16 protein-coding genes and 2 pseudogenes are annotated in these 21,307 nt (G+C 65.5%); 3 read left to right on the forward strand and 15 right to left on the reverse strand.

All coding sequences use genetic code 11. The annotated features are described in order from the left end of the window. Nucleotides 1–154: 154 nt before the first annotated feature. The 8 genes from ACFHWE_RS21995 to ACFHWE_RS22030 form a co-directional block, all read right to left on the reverse strand. The gene (locus tag ACFHWE_RS21995; protein WP_416603751.1) at nt 155–655 is read right to left on the reverse strand and encodes a DUF5956 family protein; all 501 of its coding nucleotides are present in this window, start codon (nt 653–655) and stop codon (nt 155–157) included. 58 nt (nt 656–713) lie between these two features. Then, nucleotides 714–1,526 carry a hypothetical protein gene (locus tag ACFHWE_RS22000; protein WP_416603753.1) on the reverse strand — a complete coding sequence of 271 codons (813 nt, stop codon included), beginning with the start codon at nt 1,524–1,526 and terminating at the stop codon, nt 714–716. A gap of 1,112 nt (nt 1,527–2,638) precedes the next feature. Then, the gene (locus ACFHWE_RS22005; protein ID WP_416603754.1) at nt 2,639–3,223 is read right to left on the reverse strand and encodes a hypothetical protein; all 585 of its coding nucleotides are present in this window, start codon (nt 3,221–3,223) and stop codon (nt 2,639–2,641) included. A 70-nt stretch (nt 3,224–3,293) separates the two neighbouring features. Continuing rightward, nucleotides 3,294–3,812 carry a hypothetical protein gene (locus ACFHWE_RS22010; RefSeq protein WP_416603755.1) on the reverse strand — a complete coding sequence of 173 codons (519 nt, stop codon included), beginning with the start codon at nt 3,810–3,812 and terminating at the stop codon, nt 3,294–3,296. 316 nt (nt 3,813–4,128) lie between these two features. Then, nucleotides 4,129–5,259 (reverse strand): DNA cytosine methyltransferase, encoded by a 1,131-nt coding sequence (locus tag ACFHWE_RS22015; RefSeq protein ID WP_416603756.1) that lies wholly within the window; start codon nt 5,257–5,259, stop codon nt 4,129–4,131. 81 nt (nt 5,260–5,340) lie between these two features. Continuing rightward, nucleotides 5,341–6,336 carry a C40 family peptidase gene (locus tag ACFHWE_RS22020; protein WP_416603758.1) on the reverse strand — a complete coding sequence of 332 codons (996 nt, stop codon included), beginning with the start codon at nt 6,334–6,336 and terminating at the stop codon, nt 5,341–5,343. A 111-nt stretch (nt 6,337–6,447) separates the two neighbouring features. Continuing rightward, entirely contained in the window at nt 6,448–8,466 is a 2,019-nt protein-coding gene (locus tag ACFHWE_RS22025; RefSeq protein ID WP_416603760.1) for a type IV secretion system protein, read from the reverse strand. A 9-nt stretch (nt 8,467–8,475) separates the two neighbouring features. Then, entirely contained in the window at nt 8,476–10,446 is a 1,971-nt protein-coding gene (locus tag ACFHWE_RS22030) for an ATP-binding protein (RefSeq protein WP_416603762.1), read from the reverse strand. Nucleotides 10,447–10,751: 305 nt separating this feature from the next. On the opposite strand from ACFHWE_RS22030, the gene ACFHWE_RS22035 reads away from it, so the two are divergent. Then, a complete protein-coding gene (locus ACFHWE_RS22035; RefSeq protein WP_416603763.1) occupies nt 10,752–10,892 on the forward strand; it encodes a hypothetical protein in 141 nt (46 codons plus the stop codon). Between the two features lie 91 nt (nt 10,893–10,983). Here the strand turns inward: ACFHWE_RS22035 and ACFHWE_RS22040 are convergent, their stop codons facing one another. The 7 genes and pseudogenes from ACFHWE_RS22040 to ACFHWE_RS22070 form a co-directional block, all read right to left on the reverse strand. Beyond that, on the reverse strand, nt 10,984–11,520 hold the full coding sequence (locus ACFHWE_RS22040; protein WP_416603764.1) for a TcpE family conjugal transfer membrane protein: 537 nt from the start codon (nt 11,518–11,520) through the stop codon (nt 10,984–10,986). Then, complete coding sequence (locus ACFHWE_RS22045; protein ID WP_416603766.1) at nt 11,517–11,786, reverse strand: hypothetical protein; 270 nt, start codon at nt 11,784–11,786, stop codon at nt 11,517–11,519. Before ACFHWE_RS22045 ends, ACFHWE_RS22040 begins: the two co-directional genes overlap by 4 nt. A gap of 32 nt (nt 11,787–11,818) precedes the next feature. Further along, complete coding sequence (locus ACFHWE_RS22050) at nt 11,819–12,709, reverse strand: hypothetical protein (protein ID WP_416603767.1); 891 nt, start codon at nt 12,707–12,709, stop codon at nt 11,819–11,821. Next, nucleotides 12,706–12,987, reverse strand: coding sequence for a hypothetical protein (locus tag ACFHWE_RS22055; protein ID WP_416603768.1), 282 nt, complete (start codon nt 12,985–12,987; stop codon nt 12,706–12,708). The genes ACFHWE_RS22050 and ACFHWE_RS22055 overlap by 4 nt, the downstream gene beginning before the upstream one ends. Before the next feature lie 71 nt (nt 12,988–13,058). Then, nucleotides 13,059–13,832 (reverse strand): hypothetical protein, encoded by a 774-nt coding sequence (locus ACFHWE_RS22060; protein ID WP_416603769.1) that lies wholly within the window; start codon nt 13,830–13,832, stop codon nt 13,059–13,061. A 348-nt stretch (nt 13,833–14,180) separates the two neighbouring features. After that, the gene (locus ACFHWE_RS22065; protein ID WP_416603773.1) at nt 14,181–14,555 is read right to left on the reverse strand and encodes a hypothetical protein; all 375 of its coding nucleotides are present in this window, start codon (nt 14,553–14,555) and stop codon (nt 14,181–14,183) included. Between the two features lie 34 nt (nt 14,556–14,589). Continuing rightward, nucleotides 14,590–14,781: pseudogene (locus ACFHWE_RS22070) on the reverse strand (transposase); the annotation flags it as partial. 1,097 nt (nt 14,782–15,878) lie between these two features. Here ACFHWE_RS22070 and ACFHWE_RS22075 point away from each other — a divergent pair. Both ACFHWE_RS22075 and ACFHWE_RS22080 read left to right on the forward strand, forming a co-directional pair. Further along, nucleotides 15,879–16,178, forward strand: a pseudogene (locus tag ACFHWE_RS22075) (DUF6531 domain-containing protein); the annotation flags it as partial. Nucleotides 16,179–16,199: 21 nt separating this feature from the next. Next, nucleotides 16,200–20,486: an RHS repeat-associated core domain-containing protein gene (locus ACFHWE_RS22080; RefSeq protein ID WP_416603771.1), complete on the forward strand. Its 4,287-nt coding sequence runs from the start codon at nt 16,200–16,202 to the stop codon at nt 20,484–20,486. Nucleotides 20,487–21,307 lie beyond the last annotated feature (821 nt).

Below are 21,307 nucleotides of genomic sequence, written 5' to 3' on the forward strand. Positions count from 1 at the left end.
GAACGCAGGTGGGCGGTCCTGTGACAACGGTGTTCGTAGCTGCTTCGGCGCGCTGCTCTACTGCGGGCCATCTTGTGAGACGGACAGCAGATAGCACAGCCTGTCGGAGCGAAAGGCGAGCATGCCATCATAACAGCACTGCAGTTCACAAGAATTACCGATCAGATTCAGACTTCTTTACATCCCGATAGAGGAGATCAGCTACTGTCACCATAACCTTGCGCTCCTCGACCGGCATCAACTGACCTCGGTATTCTGACAGAGACGAAGAGAACCGATCAAGAAGGTCGTCGCAGTCATTCATTCCACTAGGAATTTCGACAAACCATCGATATCCGCAGGGCTGCGAAGGGACACGCGCGTTCATGAGGTACTCGTGGATCTCTGATTCCACAGCGGAACGGTCGCCGCATGTCCGCTCCTCTACTCGCACGCTACGCTGCCCATCAGTCTCGCAGACCACCCGAATCGGCTCTGGCACACGTTGGTCCAGACAACGTATGACATGGGCGGGGCCGATGGCCCAGAGGACCAAGGCATGCCATCCGGATACGGGCACCTCAGCGAACCTTCGGTGGTCCGACGCGCTGACTTCGCACGCTTCTTCTGGCGGAGCTTCCACAATCATGTACGCAGACCAGGATTCTTTACTCATGCGCACCGGCTCCTCTTCAAAGGGTAGGACCACCGAAGGTTCGAAATAGACTCCGCCTCTATTCTAGCGGAAAGGTGCACCTGTTGTTGCTACTACTCTCCTGAGGACAGTTGAGTTCTTGCGACCTCAACACGGGCATGCCCATAGGCCCCAGACCTTCAGGCCAAATATAAGCCTCAACGTCGGCATAGTATGCCCCGCTGTCTTCGAGGTAGTTACCGCGGATAGAATCAAAACTCTTCCGGTAATCGGTGACACCCTCACCGATCTCGAATCGCCCGAGTTCGCTGTCCACCATGAACATGCCGCAGTCCGTATCAGGCCACAGGGGCTCCTCCTCCCGGCATTGCACACGAGCCTCGTTGAAGTGCAGGCGTGGCCCTTCTTCCCAGATGAAGGTGGTGCTCCAGAAGGGGGTGCGACCACTCAGCCGTGTACGGATCACTACGTCGAAACGCCCTACAACCTCGGTGTCGTTCCCGAAAGCAGCGTTACCTTTGGTTTCGTTGATGTAGGAGCTGATGGGTCGGTGGCAGACGGACGCGTACTCACACCACTGATCGTAGTCGTCTGCTGCCGAGCGTGCAGCCCCCGAAGGCGCCTCGAGAACCTCATCCTCGGCAATCGTCTCCGAAGGCGCCCCTAGACCTTCGGGGCTGTCAGGCGTGATGCCTTCTGCATCGGGGGTGGTAAGACGCCCTCCCAGACACAGCCACGAGTCGAGTTCTCTGTCCTGGGCTTCGTTGATACAGGCGTCCAGGGCGGGCGAGACGTTCATGCTCTCATACGGGCCGCTCGCGGCTGCTGGTGTCGCCGCCAGCGACCCGAAGCCGACAATGAAAACGAAAAGCAACGTTAACTTGTTCTTCACTTAAACTCCAAAAGGATCGAAGACTTCACCCCAGAGGCTGACACACTCAAACCCCCAGGAGCAAGAAATTGGCCAATAGAGGACATGATCAAATTCATCGCGACCTGCAAAAACTTTACATCCTTCCTAATCAATAGCCACAAGCACACCCAAGAAGAAGGATTGACATTTAGTCAATCTACTGATAGAAGACAAAATCGACTGAACTTCACGCATCCGCTACACAACAAGCAAGAATCCAAATATCAACAAGTTGGAAAATCCGCGTTGGAGGTCGTCAGCGAACAGGACCACTGCATGCTCATGCCCGCTCTGTTTGGTCAGGGCATTCCCCGCAGTAGCCTCAGAACTGTTCTCCGGGCGCTACATCCTGCAAAAGAGGTGGTCCACAGGTTCCCGCTCACAGGCGAGAAGGAGGGGGCTCTGCTTCCACTGGTTGTTACCACCAGGCTTGAGTACAGTGGTGGGGGTCTCTTCCTTGACTGGACTCTCGGAAGGCGACACGGCGCGCGCCGCTCTCCCACACACGCGGCGCGCGCCCTTGGTTCTCATGCTGTGCGGTGCGGACAGCAATCGCGACTTGCCACCCCTTACAGGGACGATGAAGACGTGCCGTGGCCAAAGCAAGTGCCAGCCGCCTGTTCCGGTTGTTACCCCTCGCAGGGGCGATGAGGACGCGGAGCATGGCCCACAGCACGTTGACCCGGCGACGGTTGTTACCCCTCGCAGGGGCGATGAGGACCCGACAGTAAAGCCGCTGGCCACAGGGCACGTAGCGCGTCGATCTGAGTCGGAATTTTCAGCGACCCTCCGGTAGCGCAGGGCACCCCGGAGTGTCGCTGAAAAACATCCTTGGGTTCAACCACACTCACCATCCAACACCACTCCCCCGACAAGCCGTTGGGCTGAGCAGGGCCTCCGAGCTGAAGTTCCCGTCGCGGTCCTCCAGGTCTTGTGGCAGCGTCTCGCGCGTCGCCTTCATCTGGATCGTGTCCACCCTCGTTGCTGACCGCCAGGAAGCCTCACCGCCCAGGTGTTCTCTCCCTGGTCTTGGAACACGAAAAAGCGTGCCCCTCGGTCATCCACCACGGGGCACGCCGGATCGGATCAGGCTATGCCAAGGCCGCCAGCCCCAGGGTCTTGCGGCTGGTGACGATCAGCCGCAGAGCGCTCCAGTCGAGGTTGCCGGGGTTGCTGTCGAAGTCGAGCTCCTGCATCACCATGGTGGCCAGTGCGGTTTGGGCCTCCATGAACGTGCCCGCCGTGGCCTCGACGTGCGAGGTCGGCGCTTCCGACAGGATCTCCATGATCAGGTGGCGCTCCCGCTCCTCCGGGGACGCGGTGAGGTGTCCGGTGAGGGTGCGGGCGACCCACCCGCTGGTGGTGCGGTCGGCGAGGGCGGCGACCTCGATCGCCGCTCCCTGGTGGTCTCCGGCGCGCACGTGTTCGGTCACCAGGTGGGTGAACAGGCGGATTCGGTTGATCTGTACGCCGCTGGGGTCGTTGTCGGCCCATTCCTGGACGGCCTGCTTCACCTGCACGGCCAGGCCGGTGCGTACCGCGGAGACGCTGGCACCGTTCGTCGTCGGGCCGTCGATTCCCAGTACGCCGTGCCAGCCTTCGGCGGTGGGTCGAACGCTGATTTCCGCCTCGGCCATGTTGGGTTCGACGCTGGACAGTTTCCAAAAGTGGTTCATGCGCTCTCCTTGATGTTAAGGACTCTCGGATGTGCCCGAATCTCCCTTTCGGACATGACCCATTTTATCTTCACCCCGGGGATTGTCCAACCTCGGCGGAGTTTCCTCCTTCCTCTTTCTCTGGCCCCATGCGGGGAGTTTTCTCCCCCGCCCCTGGTTCTCCTCCTCTGGCTTTTTCTGGGAACACTTCGACTCCGTCGAACAAGCGGCCTTCGATGATCGAGCGGGCGGACTGGGGCCCTTCCAGGCGGTATGTGAGCATCCCGTCTTCTTCTGTGGCGAGCCTCACTCTTACGGCCGCCCTGGGGGCGGGGGCCGCCGCCCACAGGGCGGGGCGGGTGCGGGTGAGGCGCCGTGCGGCGCGGTGCACCTCCTCGGCGGAGGGGTCGAACTTGGAGACGGGAAGGTGGAGGGCGAAGACTCGGTTTTTCAGTTGTCGGTTGATGAGTGCTTTTCTGATGTAGAGGACCGCGATCATGGTGATGACGCTGATGGTGGCGAGCACTGCTATGTGGATCACGGTTATATCGGGGATGAATTCGAGCACCTTCGGTGCCAGTGTTTGTTTGATATCTCCCGGGCTGGGCATGGCTGGATCCTTGGTGTTCTTATGGGTTCAGGTGTACAGGTAGGTAAGATGTCGGAGTTTGCCGGCGCCCGGGATCGCCTCAGTGGCAGGGGCTGCGGCTCTCTTCGCGCGATCTTCTTGTCAACCAGCGTGTCAACCCATAGGTCAACCTATATGTCAACCCATGCGTCAACCAGCGTGTCAACCATTGCGTCAACCCATGTGTCAACCCCCTGTTTCGGTCGGGGAGAAGTGAAGTTCAGCGTTTTTCTTCTGGGGGCCGGGGCTCCCGCGGTGCTTGTGGGAAGCACTGCGGGAGCCCCATTTCAGTCGAAACTCATTCGGCGCGGGTGTTCCTATATGGGGGCGCGGTATGGAGTTGTCGCAGGAGTGCGAACGCCGTGGCGGCCTGGGCCGGGACGACGCCGTTTCCCAGGGCGCGCAGCTGCTGGGGGCGCGAGAGGCCGCAGTCGGTGACCCACCCCTCGGGTAGGCCCATGAGCCATTCGACCCACGGTGGGCTCAGTCGGGGTCGGCCGCGCTGTCCGGTCTCATGGGGGCGGGGTGAGGGGCGGCCGAGTGTGCGTTCCCATCGGTGGATGGCTGGGGCGTAGACGCCCCAGTCGAGGCCGCTGGGGTCGCCGTGCCTGTGGCTGCGGTCTCTGCAAGCGCCGGAACCACCTGGCTCAGAGGCGGCCGGAACGCGGCACCGGCGCGTCTTCCCGGGAGCGCGGTGTGCGTGGCCCGCGGTGCGGGCGGCAGCGGGGGTTGGCCGTCGGACTTCGGGCGGTGCGGGGTCACGGTGTGTGCCGTGCAGGGGCCGGTAGCGCTCGTGCGCGTTGCCGGTGCGGGCCACACGGTGATGAGGTCGGTGAGGTTGACCTGTCGGCCGGCAGCGCGTCGTCGTGCGGGGTCGGTGCCGCCCCGGTCGCTGTCGCGGGCCTGGGGTGTGGGCAGCAGGGGCGGCGAGGACGAAGATCCTCTCCCTGCGGTGGGGTGCGCCGACGTCGCTGGCGCGTAGGCATGTCCACCGTGCGTCATACCCGATCGAGGCCAGGTCGCCGAGTACTTTGTCGAGTCCGCGTCCTGCCCATCGCAGGGCTTCGACGTTCTCCAGGAAGACGAGTGGGGGTCCCAGGTGGCGAACCGTCTCCAGGACGTTGGTCCAGATGCCACTGCGTGCTCCTCTCTCCACCCCTGCCCCGCGTCCCGCGCTGGAGACGTCCTGGCAGGGGAAGCCTGCGGTGATGATGTCGACGGGGTCCAGGTCTTGGGGGCGGAGGCGGGTGATGTCGCCGAGGTTGGGGGTGCCGGGGAAGCGTTGCCGGAGGATGGTGGCGACGTGGGGGTCGGGGTCGGCGCACCAGGCGGTGCGCACGTTCGCCAGGGCCGTGGCCAGGCCGAGTTCGAGGCCGCCGTAGCCGGTGCACAGGGAGCCCACGGTCCAGGGCCGGTCGGGGTCGGTCATGTTCTCCTTCCAGGTGCCGCCGTGCGGGTGCGGGGCGGTACATGGGGGAGAAGTCCGCGGCGAGCCGGGTGTGTGACGGGCTCAGCGCAGTCCGACGGCGCCGTAGTAGTTGATCCGGCCCCGCCAGGTGGTGATGCGCACGTTCAGGCCGGTGCGGGGCGCTTCGATCATGCGGTCGTCGTCGATGTAGAGGCCCACGTGTCCGATGCCTTCGGGTGCGTGGGTGCCGAAGAAGAGCATGTCGCCGGGGCGCAGGTCCTGGCGGCGGTTCGGGGGGATGCGGACGAAGCGGGTGTCGGTGTCGGGGAGGAGGACCTGGTCGTAGGTGGTGCGGGGCAGTTCGATGCCGGTGGCGTGCCGGTAGGCGTAGCGCGCCAGGCTGGAGCAGTCGCAGCGGTCGGTGGCCGGGTCGTTGCAGGCGCCGCCGTAGAGGTAGGGGGTGCCGAGCCAGTCCTGGGCGGCGGTGACGATGTCGCCCTGCCCATCTGTGCGGGCGGGGGGCGGGGCGCTCATCTGTGTGTAGGTGTCGATCCAGGCGGTGACGTCGCCGGCGTAGGTGTGGGAGCGGTTGTAGCGCCACAGGGCGTCGTCGAGGTCGTGGGGGTCGGACAGGTCGGTGGTGCCGGTTCCGCACAGGTAGAGGGCGGCGGACAGGGCGGCGTCGTAGGCGTTGTGGGGGTCGGCGCGGCCGTCGGCGTTGCCGTCGACGCCTGCGGTGGCCCAGGTGGCGGGGATGAACTGCATGGGGCCGACCGCGGCGTCGAGTTCGTCGTCGCCGTCCCAGGTGCCGTCGTCGGTGTCGGTGTGCGCGGTGGTGTTGCCGCCCGCGCCCGAGCCGTCCAGGGTGGGGCCGATGATGGGCGGGGTGGTGGTGCCGTCGGCCGCGACGGTGGATCCGGCGGCGTGGCCGGATTCGACCTTGCCGATGCCGGCCAGTACGGCCCAGGTCATCCCTGTGCAGTGGGGGGCGTGTTCGGTGGTGTGTGCGGCGGCTTGCCGGTAGGCGTCCAGCAGGGTGGCGGGAATGCCGTCGACGCTGTCGGGGGGCTCGGCCTGGCCGGGTGGAGTGGCGGTCATGGTGATCAGTGCGATGGCGGGCGGCAGGGCGCAGGAGGCGAGTAGGAGCAGCGGGGCGGCGGCCGCAGCGAGGAGCCAGGTGGTTTTCGTCTTCTTGGTGTCGATGGGCGGCTACACCTGCCCTGGGCCGTTGTCTGGGCGGCGTTGCCGGTGGGCGCGGATCTGTGCGCGCAGGCGTGGATGGCCATCCAGGGCGAGGAGTGCGTCGTCGGCCAAGGGCGGTCCGGTCAGGGTGTCGAGGTCGTGTTCGGGTTTGCCGGGCTCTTGCCGGGGCGGGTTGCCGAAGTCGTGGTCGTAGCGGGTGCGCTGGACGTGGTGTTGGCGGAGTGCGTCTCGGGTGCGGGTGGCGTCTCGGTCCTCTTGCAGCGCGTTGTGCACGGCGCGCACGGGTGCGGTCTGCTTCCAGGCGTCGGTGAGCTGTTTGCCGGTGCGGGTTGCCGAGACGACGTGTCGGGCGAGTCTGGCCTTGGTGGTGGCCGAGCGCGCTTTGGCGGCGGTCTTGACCATGGCTGTGGCCTTGGGCAGGGCGATGGGTGCGCCGATGGTGGTTCCGAGGGCGATCTTGCCGGCCATGCCGGCGGCTTTGGCGGTGCCCAGGGCGAGGCGTCCGCCGCGGCTCTGGGACAGGCGCTGGTGGAGGCGTCCGGCGCCGGGCGGGGCGGGTGTGCCGGTTCTGGGGTTGCCCTTCCATGCTCTGGTGGCCAGGGCGCTGACGCGGCGGGCGGGGTCGGCGACGCGGTTGAACTCGGAGCGGGCGTCGCGCAGGGCTCCGGTGGCGGAGATCGGGGACAGGCCCGGGGTGCCGCGGGCGGGGCCCAGCCAGCCGGGGCCGCGTGTGCCGCCCAGGCGTGCGGTTTCGAGTTTGCGGGTCAGGCGTTGGCTGGCGCGGTTGCCGGCGTTGATGAGTTTGCGGTGGCCGATGAGTCCGCCGAGGGCGACCAGGTCCACGAGGGCGAAGCGGGCGACCAGGGGCAGGTCGGTGGAGGCGTCCATGAAGGCGCCGATCATGACGGTGAAGATCGCGATGAAGACGCAGATGGCGATGATCGCCAGCAGGGTCTTGGCGACTCCGCCGATCCAGCGCCAGAGCAGTTGCCGGCCGCCGCCGGGCAGCAGTGCGGCGACCAGGACCAGGGGGCACAGGAGCACGTAGACGCCCATCGCGATGACCGCGATGAGCAGTGCGCACACGAGGAGGACGAGGAGCAGGTTGACGATGAGGGAGGCCGCCAGGAGCAGGACGGTGCCCAGCAGCCGGTCCATGGTGGGGTCGGCGTTGTAGTCGGCCAGGTCGGCGCATCCGGCGTCGTCCATCATGTCGCGGGGTGCGGGGTCGTCACCCCAGGGGCCCTGTTCGACGATCTGGCGGTAGGTGTCCCAGCAGGGGTGGGTCTCGTCCAGGGTCTGGCCGTAGTTGAGGGCCTGGTGGGGCTGGACGATGAGGACGTCGGTGAGGGCGTCGGTGAGGGGCTGGGCGGCCTGGTGGGGGTCGGTGCTGGCCGAGGTGCCGTGGGTGAGGGTGACCGAGGTCAGGGCCATGGCGGTGTCGCGGGTGTGCATGAGCATGCCGTCCTCGCCCAGGAGCACTTCGGCGGGGTCGGCCAGGACGGTGGTGGCCAGGGCGGAGATGAGGAGGGTGATGGCGAGTTCTCCGGCGCCCAGGGCGACGCGGCCGCGCATCATGTGGACGGCGCACCAGGCCGCGCCGAGCAGGAGCAGGAAGGCGGGCAGGCCGAGGCGGTCGATGATCTGGCTCTGGTAGGTGTCGCCGATGGTGCGGGCCGGTTCGGTGATCAGGGTGGCGGCCTCGAAGCGGAACGCCCAGTCGAGCAGCCACAGGGCGCCGCCGACGATGGTGCGGTTGAGGGCCATGACCGAGTCGGCGAGCCACAGGTTGAGTTTGAGGTGCCAGTCCTGCCAGCCGCCGGTGTCGGCGGTGATGTCGTAGTGGTCGTAGGGGACGCCGTGGGGGTCGGTGAGGGTGAAGGGGGCGAGGAGCCCGTCGGGGGTGTCCGTGGTGGCGGGGTCGGTGGGCTCTGCGCTGGCCGTGCCCGTGCCCAGGAGCAGCAGTGCGGCGAGGGCGGCCAGCAGCGCGGCGGTGCGGCGGGGTCCCGGGCGTGGCGTGCGCAACGGGTTCTCCTAGTGGGTGGGGGTGGTCAGGATCGAGGTGGCGATGCGGTCCACGGGTGGGATCGTCACGCGGATGCGGCCGATGCGGCGGCGGGTGTCGAGGTAGAGGGCTTCGCCTTTGCGGGTGGGGTCGCCGGTGGGTGAGAGGTTGGTGGTGACCAGGTCGACCATCGCCTGGTCGTCGGGGTCCAGGCCCAGGAAGTCCAGGCCGCGGCGGGCGAGGGTGGTGTCGCGGTGGCGCAGCAGGAACTTGTTGCTCAGCAGGCCGCGGACGATGTCGTCGCCGAAGTCGGCGGGGTCGTGGGAGCCCAGGAGGGCTCCGGCGGCGTGCTTGCGTCCGTCGCGGACGAGTTCGAGGACGAGGTCCTGGCCTTCGGTGGAGCTGGTGAGCCAGTGGCACTCGTCCAGGGCCAGGGCGGTGAAGCGGGTGTCGGCGAAGGCCAGTTCGCGGGCGATGGCGGCGATGACGTAGAGCACGGCGCGGCCGATGAGCGTCTCCAGGGGTTGGCGCTGCATGTGCCACTCGGAGGTGTAGATCTCCTTCTTGGGCAGGCTCAGGCCCGCGGTGTGGAAGACGGTGAAGGCCGCCGTGTCGTGGTCGAGGTCCAGGCGGAGCGGGGGAAGGTCGCCAAAGACCAGTCGTCCGAGCCGGTCCTGGGCGACCGCAGTGAGGAGACCAGCCAGTTGCTCGGCTTCTTCGGCGCGCGCTGTTCCTGCATCATCGGCGGTTCTTTCCAGTTCGGTGATGACGGCGTTCATGGTGGGGGCGGCGGTGGCGGCGACGGTGTCGACGGCTTGGGCCAGGGCCAGGCCGCCGGGGGACATGGGGGCCACGCCCAGTTGCAGGGACAGGTAGGACTTGGCGTAGCGGGCGCCCACCTGTGGGGGGAAGACGCGCAGGGGGTCCAGGCACACCTGGGCGTCGGCGTCGGCGCGGATGATCTGGTGGCGTCCGGGGGCTGCTTGGGCGGCGAAGCGCGCCCACTCGCCCATGGGGGTGCGGTCGATGGCGATGACGCGTTCGCCGCGGTCGACCAGGCCGATCTGGAGGGTTTTGAGCAGGACGGACTTGCCTGCGCCGAGTTCTCCGACCACGCCCAGGGAGGCGCTGGCGTCCTGGCGGGGTGCTTGGGCCAGGTCGAGCAGGACGGGGCGGGCGGTGCCCCCGTCCATGGACACCCCGAGCAGGGCGCCGGTGGGGTCGCCCACGTCGGTGCTGGCCCAGGGCATGGCCATGGCGTAGTCGGCGGCGAGCTGGTATTGGGTGCACTCGGTCAGGACCGGTGGGGTGGGGGTGCCCGGGAGCATGGCGGTGAACAGGGCGAGTTGGCCGCCGGTGGGGCGCACGAGCTGGTAGTCGGCGGCCGAGAGGGTGGTGCGCACCAGTTCGGCGTGGCGGTCGGCTTCTTCGGGGGTCTCGCCCCAGACGCACAGGGCGGTGGCGGACTGGATCTCCACTTCGGTGCGTGAGGACTGCAGGCGGCCCCGCTGGTCGTCGAGGTCGGCGGCGGCCTCCAGCAGTGACTGGGGGACTCCGGCGCTCTCCCCGTCGTACTCGTCGGCTTGGGCGGTGAGTTCGCGGGCTTTGCGGCGGGCCTTGGAGTCGGCTTCGGCGTTGGGGACGATGCGCAGGCGTGAGCACCAGTCGACGGGGACGGGGAAGGCGTCCAGGGAGGCGAGGAACTCCCCGCCGGGGAAGGCGAAGGCGGCGGGCATCTCGGCCAGGGTGAGGAAGGCCTGGTAGGCGGTGCCGTGGTCGGCGGTCTCCACCTGCAGCCAGCGGCGGCGCAGGGGTGAGGAGCGGGCCGCGGTGTGTGCGGGGGTGCCGCCTTCGGTGAGGCGGGCCTCGCCCAGTCCGGCCAGGCAGGGGCCGCGCAGGCGGCCGGTGCCGGTGCGGTTGAGGGAGCGGTCGGCGTGCGCGGTGTCGCCGAGCAGGGGTTCGGGCAGGCCGCGGCGCAGGGAGTGGGCGAGGATCCACACGGTTTCGGCGGGGGTGGCCGGGCGCAGGGCGGGTTGCCCGTCGAGTTGGCGCGTCAGGCGGGCTGCTTGTGCTGCGCGCGTCTGGGCTTGGGCGGGGGTGGGCGGTGCGGGGGGGCAGTCCCAGCAGGGCGCCCAGTGCGGTGGCGGCGCTGGCGGCCAGGGAGCGCAGTTGCAGGGCGGGCCGGTCGGCGGGCAGGGGGAGGGCGAGCCAGTGGGTGCGCTCGCTCATGTCCAGGTCGTCGAGCCAGTCCAGGGTGGCGTCGGCGACCTCGGCCCACTGGGGGTGGGCGTTGAGGTCGACGCCGGTGAGCATCGCTTCGACGATGTCGGCGGCGCTGGTGCGGGCGCACAGCGACAGCAGCATCGGCTCGCCGGTCAGGCGTTTGAGCAGGGCGGTGGTCTGGGCGTGCTGGTCGGCGCGCGAGCGGGGGCTGGCGTGCAGGTAGGGGGTGGGGGTGACCTTCCACAGGGCCCACACGCGGCCGGTGGCGGTCCAGGCCAGGTTGCCGACGATGCTGGTGAGCGGTAGGCGCATGGCTACTCCTGTTCCTGGTGGTCGGGGGCGGGGGTGAGCAGGTCGCGCAGGGTGGTGGGGCGGGGCCGGGGCGCTGCGCGCAGGCCCGGGTCCGGGGACGGCTGCTCGGGGGCGGGTTCAGGTGTGGTGGCGGGTTCGATGGTGAGGGCTCCGGTGAGTCGGGTGGGGCGGGGGGTGAGCGCGGTGGCGGGTCGGCCGCCGATGGTGCCCTGGCGTGGGGCGGTGAGCAGCGCCAGGTATCCGGCCAGGGCGCGCAGCGGCGGGCGGCCTTCGATGTGGGCGTGGCGCACCGCCCAGGTGGCGGCGACGGGCAGGCACAGGGGCAGGACGGCCAGGGGGCCGAGCCCGGCCCACAGGTGGGCGGTCTGTACCAGCAGCCACAGCGAGGTGACCAGGACACCGATCTGCAGGCCGGTGAAGGGGCCCAGGGGCAGGGTCCAGCCCTGGATCTTGCCGATCATCCACGGGTAGCGGCGGGCCTTGGTGTAGGAGCGTCCGAGCAGGCCGGGCTGCTCGGACGCCCCCTGGGGCGGTGTCACGCCCGCCGGTGGTGCTCGGTGGGTACGGCGGTGGCGAACTCGCCTTCGACCATGTCGGACAGTCCGGTGACCGAGTTGACGATGGCGATGACGATGGCCATGCCCAGGCCGGCGATGGCGGCCTTCTTCCAGGACCTGTACATCAGGTAGGCGACCAGGACGACGAAGACGCCGATGATCCACAGGGTGGGGGTGACCAGTGCGGTGACCTCGGAGAGTTTGGTGTCGTACCACTCCAGTACGCCGGCGTGGACGGTTGCGGGCACGGTGGGGCTCCGTTCTGTTGCAGGGGTGGTGGTCAGGTCAGGGGCGGGTGGGTGAGGGCGCTGACCTCCCACCGCTGGCCGCGCGAGGTCAGCTCCAGGGCGTAGGACATGGGCCAGGTGCGGCCGTCGCTGTCGGTGGCGACCAGGTCGGCCCGCACCGCCACGGTGGCGCCCTCGCCGGGCGGAGCGGCGGCCCGTTCCTGGTCCTGTTCGGCGGCGTGGACGGCAGTGACCTCTACGCGGGCATAGGGCGCCACGGGCGGGTGCGCGGTGTCGGGGGCCAGGTAGCGGTCGAGTTCTCCCTGGCCGGTGAGGTGGGCCGCCGCCCACCCTGCGACGGCCTCGGTCAGGGGCGAGTCGGCCAGCCTGCCCGGGGCGTAGGGCGGGGCGGGCAGCTCGCCGGCCGTCCAGGTGCCCGCTTCGGCGGGCAGGTCCAGCGCGGCCCAGGTGGTGCCCTGGCCGTGGGCGGTCAGGGTCAGGTAGCGGACCGCGGTGGCGGCGGGGTCCTCGCGTGGCGGGTAGAAGGCGACGGTGGCCTGCCACCGCTGTTCGCCCAGGCGTTCGACGGCCACGGTGCCGACCCGCGCCGGGGCGGACGGCGCGGCGGGCAGGTCGTCGAGCTGGCGGTCGGTGACGGTCGGGTACAGGACGCGGACGGTGTCGAGGTCTCCTTCGGCGTAGGCGGCGACGGCGCGTTCGGCCCACCCGGCGACGGCGACCGCGGTGGGCCCGTGGTCGGCGGGCCGTTCCGGTTCGGTGCTGGTCTCGCCTGGTCCGCCCTGGTTGAGCTGGGCGAACAGCGCGGCGGGGCCGCTGAGGAGGGCGAGCCAGACGATGAGCTGGACCGCGATGGTCCGGGCGCGCCGGGGTCGGACCGGACTGAACCAGGGTTCGGCGCGCACCTGCTCGGGGGCTGTGCTCACTGCCACTCCCCTGTCTCCGCGGCCGGGTCCAGTGCGTCGAGGCGTGCGCTGAGATGGGTGATGCCTGTCTCGCGGAGCCGGTTGAAGGCGTCGGCGGCGTCGTAGGCCGGGCCGTCGAGGTAGTCGCGCAGGTCGTCGTAGAGGCGGGTGTGGAAGGGCTGGTCCTGCAGGGCCTGGAGCAGCGGGGCCAGGCGCAGGTAGGCCAGGCCCACGAGGTGTTCGTCCTCGGTCAGCAGGTCGGCGCCGCCCAGCACGAGCGGGTCGTCGAAGTCATTCATGCGCACACGGGGCCTTCTGTGGTGGGAACACGGTCATCAACGGCAAGCCCGATCCGGGCAGGCCCGTGACTTCAGTGCGTGCCCTGGTCCAGGTAGCGGGAGGAGGCCGCGGCGAGGCGGCGTGCGGCGCGGCTGCAGCGCTGGCGCATGGCGGCGGGGCTGACGCCCGCCCGGTCGGCGACCGTGCGGGGGTCGGCGATGCTGACCCACGAGGCCCGGCCCGGGGACTCGTCGCCGTAGCGGTGCGCCAGCAGGGTGGCCTCATCGGAGCTGAGGACGCTCTCGGCGACCGACCAGGTCAGAAGCCTGGCCAGTTCCTCGCTGGGGTGCGGGGCGGGGGCGTCGTCGGTGGTGCGCTCCAGGCCCACGCCTGCCGTGGGGATCTCTCTGGAGCCGACCTTGGCCAGGTTCATCGCGGTGTGGTGCGCCGTCCATGCCAGGCGGGGGGTGAGGTAGCGGTCCTTGCCTGGGGGGCAGGTGCGGATGGCGTCGTACATCGCCACGACCGCGAGCTGGGTGCGTTCGTCGGCGTCGCCGATGTAGCCGGTCATGGCTCGGGAGGTGTGGATGACGCGGCCGATCATCAGTTGCAGGACGGTGCGTGAGGCCAGTTCGCCCTCGGGCCCGGTGAGGGCGGCCTTGTCGAGCAGGGCGCGGAACAGCTCGTCGGTGCGTTCGGTGATGGGGCCGCGGGCGAGGTTCTCGATGTCGTGGAGGGTCTGGGCTCCGCGCAGGCGCGGGTCGGCGGCCGACCAGTTCTGCACCCTGTGCTGTTCGGCGGTGTCCTCGGTGAGGTCGTTCCACTGGTGGATGAGCCGGTCGATGATGTTGGGGGCGCTACCCACGTGTTCTCCCTGGGTGGAGTGGTTGCTGTGGGTGCCACTCCAGGAGAAGGGGTTTGCCGCCTCCGGCTGCCGAAGATCACGCAGAGGCAACGATCGCGGGTGGGTGGGGGGGTGGGGCTGCTGCTCGGTCAGTGGCGTTTGCGCAGTTCAAAGCCCGAAATCGTTTACCTAGAGCGTGTTTGAGAAGGAGTTAGGATACAGGGCCCTGACTCGTCCATGCCTGCTGGCGGGTCGCGTCGCGGCCACGGGCCAGACGGCGAACCATCTGCCCGATCGCGGCCCAGAGCACCATCTCCTCAGACACCCCGGGTTGACGCTCGTAGTCCCGGGCCAGCCCCCGGTGGGCGGTCAATCACGCCAGGGTCCGTTCCACCACCCACCGCTGCGGGAAATCACCGCGAACCCCACCTGGGCGGGATCCTTGCGGACGATGTGCAACGTCGTGGACAACATCCTCGCTGTCCAGGCCACCAAGGCCCCGGCGAACCCCGCGTCGGCGAACACGAACCGCACCGGTGTAGCCAGGTACAGGCTCAACAGGGTCGTTTTCGCCCTGTCGCGGTCCTTGGCTATGTCGGTGACGATGAACCGCTTGCGACCGTTGATCCTCTTGGCCGCGTCGCAGCCCCGACTGCTTTGGGGGACGGTGTCGGCTCCTTTGACGCTTTGCGAGTCGCTGATCCCGGCCGAGCGCTCCTGGTCGCGGCTGGCGGCCGCGCGCACCTGTCGGCACAAGGGCAGTGGTGATCCGATCGGTGCCCCCGCCTCCTTTCCAGCGGGTGAAGTGCCAGTACACGGTCTGCCAGGGCGGCAGTTCGGTGGGCAGGTGGCGCCAGGAGCAGCCGGTGCGCACCACGTACAAGCTGGCATCGACCACCTCGCGGCGGGGTGTTTCTCCAGGCGTCCGCCGGTGTTGGCCGGTAGGAGCAAGGGCTCGATCAGGACCCACTGGTCATCGGTCAGGTCCGAGGGGTAGGTCGGCTCACGGCTCATGAGAATCAGGTTCGCGGCGCCTGTGGCCGGGTGAGAGCGAAGTGCTCGGACCGTTACCCACCCTTCTCAAACACGCTCTTAGTCCAAGACGGCAACCCCTAGACCATAAGCAAAGGAAAATTCAAGAAAAAAAGATGGCCACATCCGGCCACTTGATTAAGTTCAAAAAACCATCCACACATCCATGCAGGCGACAGACTTAACTTCAAAAATTAACGATGAAATCAAGTGAAGTGACCATGATCACCATTGATGAACCCCAAGGGGGTTAGATAGCATGTTTTCGCCCATTTTAAATATAATTCAATCAGAAAAAGGTTGAAAATGATTCGAATATTTCGATTCTTTCAAATCATTTCAATTCCCCTTGTTTTGATACTCCTAGCTGGCGATGTAAGGGTTCAAGATCTGAACAATAGTCAGATAGAAACTACTTCATACGCTGGACCTGATCCCGCAGAAGCACAAGAGGCAATGTCGTTTGAACAGCGGCGTGAACAACTGATGGGAGGAGCCATTGAGGAGCCCAAGGAATTACAGGATGAATCTTTTTTTGAGGCTGATGAAGATGAATTAGAGATACTCCAAGAGGAGAGCAATTCCGCCGCTACTGTCTACACCCTTGCCAGAAAGACTTGGCTCACCACACCCTGGGGTGGAACTCTCGCCTACCACACTGCCACAACAATTAGAAACGGCAGCGTAACCCCGGGAATGCCTTTTACTGTTTCAACAGAACCCATGCACACTGGAGGAACTTACCTCGGAGAGGTTGAGTGGCAATCGGCTTCAGTCAAATGGAAAGTTTCTGCTTGCGGAAATAATTCGATTGAAACTGCAAGAATTTTTGATTTTGGCCAAACTGTAACAGCTCCAGACCGGTGGTCAGTCCTCAGGGGGAGAGAGGAAGCTCCGGTGGTCAGCGCACAACTGACCATCCCGGAAGAATTCGAATGCGATATTTCTGTTGTCGATCAAATGTTCGTTTCTCCCATTTTTGAAACAATCGATGACGGATCAGGGCTGGTAGACACCGAACCCAAAGGTGGATACATGGTGATCCTGAATTTTCTGGGCGCATTGAACTCCTCCTCCCTGTGCTCTTCGGAGTGCAGTGGGACAGGCGGACTGACACAGCCTGTGAACGCACGAGGGGCTGGAGTCAATACTGCCACCGGCAGCTACTCATCATCTTTCAATGATACCCCTCAAGGATCATTCCTTGTGGATCGATCCTACAGCTCGGAAAGCCCACATGAGAGTGCCCTGGGTTTAGGGTGGAGTCTTCCTTGGGAATCTTCCTTGACCACGAACTCAAGTGGGGAAGTCACACTCCGAGAGGAATCTGGATCTCAGTTGACTTTTGTCCCCGAAGTGGACGGATCCTACACCTCACCGACCGGAGCCACATCCGATCTGCGTGATACATCTGATGGTTGGGAGCTGGCCACTCTCGATCAACGGACACTGCGCTACGACGTCCAAGGCCACCTGACCTCGGTCACCAGCCGCGGGCAGCCACACCTTGCCGTGGACTACGCATCAGGTAAGCCCTCCCAGATCACCGACGCCTTTGGCGACCATTACCAACTAACGTATTCCAATGATCGCCTAACTCAGATCACACTCTCCGACAATCGGTACATCCAGTACGGATATACCGGTGAGAATCTCACCAGCGTTCGAGGACTGGACGGATCCACCACAAGTTACGGCTATGACTCCGAGGACCGGTTGACCACAATCACCGGACCTGACGACCACATCCTGTTGGATCTGGTCTACGACACCCAAGGCCGCGTCATCGAGCAGACCGACGCAGCGGGAACCGTAACCGAGTTCGACTACTCAACCAGCAACGGTTTCGACACCACACACACGACCACCCCTTCCGGTGGAATCTGGACGGACCTGTACTCAGGCAACGTCCTGTTCGCCGACATCGACCCGTTCGGCAACGCCACCAGCTACACCTACGACAAAAACCTCAACCTCACCTCGGTCCAGGACCCACTGGGACGCTACACCGACTACAGATATGATCCCTCCGGGCGGCTGACCCGCGTCTCCACCAGCGCGTCCCGCACCTCGTGGTCCTACGACGACGCCGGCAACATCGAGACCACAACAGATGGCGCCTCGCGTACCGTCTCCTACGAGTACACCGCCGACGGCCTCCTCCAGGCTGCAGTCGACGACCTGGACAACCGCACCGAGTTCACCTACACAGCCGAGGGCCTGCTGGAAACCGTCACCACACCACGGGACGAAACCACCAGCTTCGAATACGACGCCAACGGCAACCAGACAGCGGTAGTCCACCCCTCAGGGGCACGCGAAGAGCGCTCCTACGACCTGTCGGGGCGGCTAGCCACTGTTGTGGACCCGCGAGGCCAGGACAGCACGAACCCCGGGCAGTACACCACGGCTCTCACCTATGACGACGCTGACCGGGTCACCTCTCTGGCACTGCCGGGCGGCGGCACCGAGCACTACACCTACGACACCTACGGCAATCTGGAGACGTTCACCGACGCTGCGGAACGCACCACCTCCTATACCTACGACATCCCCGGACGCCTGGAAACGGTCACCGCGCCAGGAAACGGCACCACCTTCTACGCCTACGGCGATGCCGGGAACCTGGCTTCGGTCACCACTCCTGACGGCGGCACCACCTCCTACACCTACGACGAGGCGGACCGCCTGGTCAGCACGGTAACTCCGCGCGGCAACGCCGAAGGCGCGAACCCCGAGGACTTCACCTGGGCCTTCGGCTACGACGAGGCGGGACAGCGGACAACTATCACCGACCCACTCGAACAGACCACCGCTTACGTATACGACACGGACGGCCGTGTCATCCAGACCACCGACCCCCGCGGCATCGTTCGCGAAACCACCTATGACCTCAGCGGCCGAGTCAAGACCCTGGTGGACGGCACCGGCAGCACTGAGGCACGGTACTACGACGACGCCGGACAACTGATCCGTGTCAACGATCGGCGCAATAAGAACACCACTTACGACTATGACGCCGACGGCAACCTCACCGGTATAACGACCCCCACCGGTGCGACCACCACCTACACCTACAACGCCGATGGGCTGCCGATCACCGTGGTCGACCCCCGCGGCAACGCCGAAGGGGCGAACCCCGAGGACTTCACCTGGACCTACACCTATGACCAGGCAGGACTGCTGACCGACGTCACCGATCCGTTGGGCCACACCCGTTCCACCGTCCATGACGAGCGCGGGCTGGTTACAGAGATGGTCGACGCCCTGGGGGAAAGCACCACCTACACCTACGATGTCCTGGGACGTCTGTCCACGGTGACCGCACCTGACGGCGGCAGCACCGGGTACGCCTACGACCAAGCGGGGAACGTCGCCTCGCGTACCGACGCCAACGACAACACCACCGTCTACGAATACGACCCAGTCGGGCGCCTCACCTCAGTGACCGACCCTCTCGATCGCACCAGAGGGCTCACCTACGACCTCGACGGCAACCTCGTCGCTGAGAGCAACGCCCGCGGCCACACCACCAACTACACAGTGGACGCCCTGGGACGAACCACCAAGGCCGTCTACTCCGACGGCACCCCCACCGTCACACTCGCCTACAACGCCACTGGCCAGCCGACCCAGATTACTGACGGCACCGGCACACGCTCCTTCAGCGGCTTTGACGGTGAAGGCCGTCCCGGCACCCTCACCCTTCCCGGCGGGCAGGGGAGCATCGGCTACTCCTACGACAACGCGGGCAACATCGACTACCTGCGTGCTCCTAACAACCAGGGCACCCGTTACGGCTACGACGCCGACGGCCGCATGGTCTGGCAGGACATCGTCTACCAACACGAGACCACCTACGGCTACGACCTCGCAGGCAACCTCACCTCGGTCGCCAGCCCCACCGGAAACGGCCACCTCGAAACACGCACCTATGACACCGCCGGTCACCTGGACAGCGTCGCCACAGCACAAGGCACCGCCACCCTGTCGTCCTGGGAACTGACCCGAGACGCGAACGGCCAACCCCTACGTGTCGACTCAACGCGAGCTGGCCAGGAAAGCACCAGGCTCTTCGGCTACGACGACAACGGTCGACTCGTCCTGGAGTGCACAACCGCCCCCGAAGCCGAGTCCTGCACGCAGGGAGGCAATACCACCACAACCTACACCTACGACCAGGTCGGCAACCGCCTCACCGAACAGGCAGGCTCCCAGACCACCACCTTCACCTATGACGACACCGACCAGATCGCTACCGTCTCCAACGGCGGCATCACCACGGCCTACACCCACGACGCCGACGGCAACCTCACCTCCGACGGTTCCACCACCTACACCTACGACGCCCCCGGCCGACTCACCAGTGCTGACACCGCTGAGGGCACCTACTCCTACACCTACGACGCCGACGGCAACCGGACCACCGCCAGCCTCGACGGGCAACTCCAGCACAGCAACATCTGGGACGTCCTGCACCCCCTGCCCCAGATCATCAGCGACTACGACGGCACCGGTGCTCTGAACGCCACCTACACCTACAACCCCCGCGGCCAGGTCCAGACCCAGAACCACTCCGAAGCCGGATATCAGCAGTACCACCTGGACTGGCTCGGCTCGGTCGCCGACATCACCTCTGCCGACGGGACTCCCCAACACCGGTACAGCTATACCGGATTCGGCGTCACCGAGCACACCCAACCGGGCACCGAAGCGCCCTCCAACCCCTTCACCTACATCGGCCAGTATGCCGAACCCGGCGCGGGCCTGTACCTGCATGACCGCGACTACCGCCCCGGGTTGGGTCGCTTCACCACAGCCGATCCCGCGCCCCGCTCCGCTCTCACCCCCTACACCAGTGCCTACGCCTACGCCGAGAACCTCCCTACCTCCCTGACCGATCCTTCTGGCCGCTGCCCGATCTGCATCAGTATCGGGGTCGGTGCCGCTTTGGGCGCCGTCATCGAAGGCGGCATCTACGCCTACACCACCGATGACTTCACCTGGAGCGGCTTGGCCCAGTCCGTGGGAAGAGGCGCACTGTTCGGAGCGGTGGGCGGTGCCCTTATGCCCGGCGCAGGCAATCTCGTCGCCCGCGGTCTAGGACTGTACGGTGGGTCTGCGCTAGCTGTGTCCGCAGGGGTCAACGCAGGTGTGGGTGCCGGGTTCACCTGGGCGACTAACACGGTCCAGTGCCGCCCTACCAACCCCACTGATCTCCTCTTCGGAGCCCTCGGCGGAGCCGCTGGCAGCGCCATCTGGGGTAGATTTAGCCCGTATGGTCATGCCCTGGACCCAGAGATTCCCGGAATCATACCAGTTTATCGTCGACCGATAAATGCAACCGTCGGAGATTTGGACAACGACTGGACCCCCGGAAATATGCTAGATGATGATGCATTGAATGTTCTGCGGGGCCTCAGTGACAGGCAACTTATTCGAGCTGCAAACAACCCGAGACTTGAATTCTCATGGGACGGCTTGCGCCCGAGATGGGATCGCGACCCCTTTGGCATTGGAATCGATTCATCCCGGGGAAGGATCGACAATGGGAATCACAGGGCCACTGCACTCTTGGAGCGCCTCAATGATCCGAGCAGCTGGATTACTGCAGAGACTCCTATCAAGGTGGACTTCTACTGATGATCCTGGATGGGGGACGTTCTCAGAAAAAGTTACAGGACGCCCGCTTCCTGCCGCAATAAAATCAGCCACACGAGAACATCTCATTCTTCTATATGATCGCAAAAAGATAACAAGGCGAAGAAGGATTACTTTCGAAAAATTCCCAGAAGCCGCACAAGTATATATGCATATTGCATTCACGGAGTACCGCAAGGGTCGTCCATACCGAGTTGTCTGCCTCGTCCCAGAACTCTCCTACCAGTGGATATACATTGACATGGACCCCAAAGAGTATCTCCTTCTCGAGGATGCAGAAGTGTCGGATCTAAAACGAGTGGTGTGCGGAATTATTGAGAATTTCCAACACCAACCCCGCCCGCCTGCGAAGGTTAGCGGTGATGCTCAGTGCTTTCTTGAAGAAGACGTTCCGAGTCTTCCTTTGGCTTCACTGGCCTGCCGATCAATTTTTCGCGATTCCCCCATGCTGGTTGAGCCATTTTTTCCCTGAAAGGAGATTTCAGTTCTCCCGCCAATGCAGGGCTGTTTCGAAGTCAGGCTTGTGAGGCATTCGTGCTGTTCACAGGACTACAGCGACCCGGCCGCAGCACTTATCAACGAGCAACAGCTCCCACTAGCCCCCTAACACGACAGTTGTAGCTTGTTGTGTAATAGCCTGTGGCTGTGGCTGTGGCTGTGGCGGATGATATCTCAACACGAGACGTTTCAGCGTAGTAGGCAGGGTTGAACGAGCTGTTCGACAGGGGTCCTGACCAAGCCCTGGTGGTGTCAATTCGTTGAAGCAACGCCCTCGCCCTGGCCCTCCAACAGCTGCTTGTGGA

Source organism: Nocardiopsis sp. LOL_012 (genome assembly GCF_048060475.1).
Classification (GTDB): Bacteria; Actinomycetota; Actinomycetes; order Streptosporangiales; family Streptosporangiaceae; genus Nocardiopsis.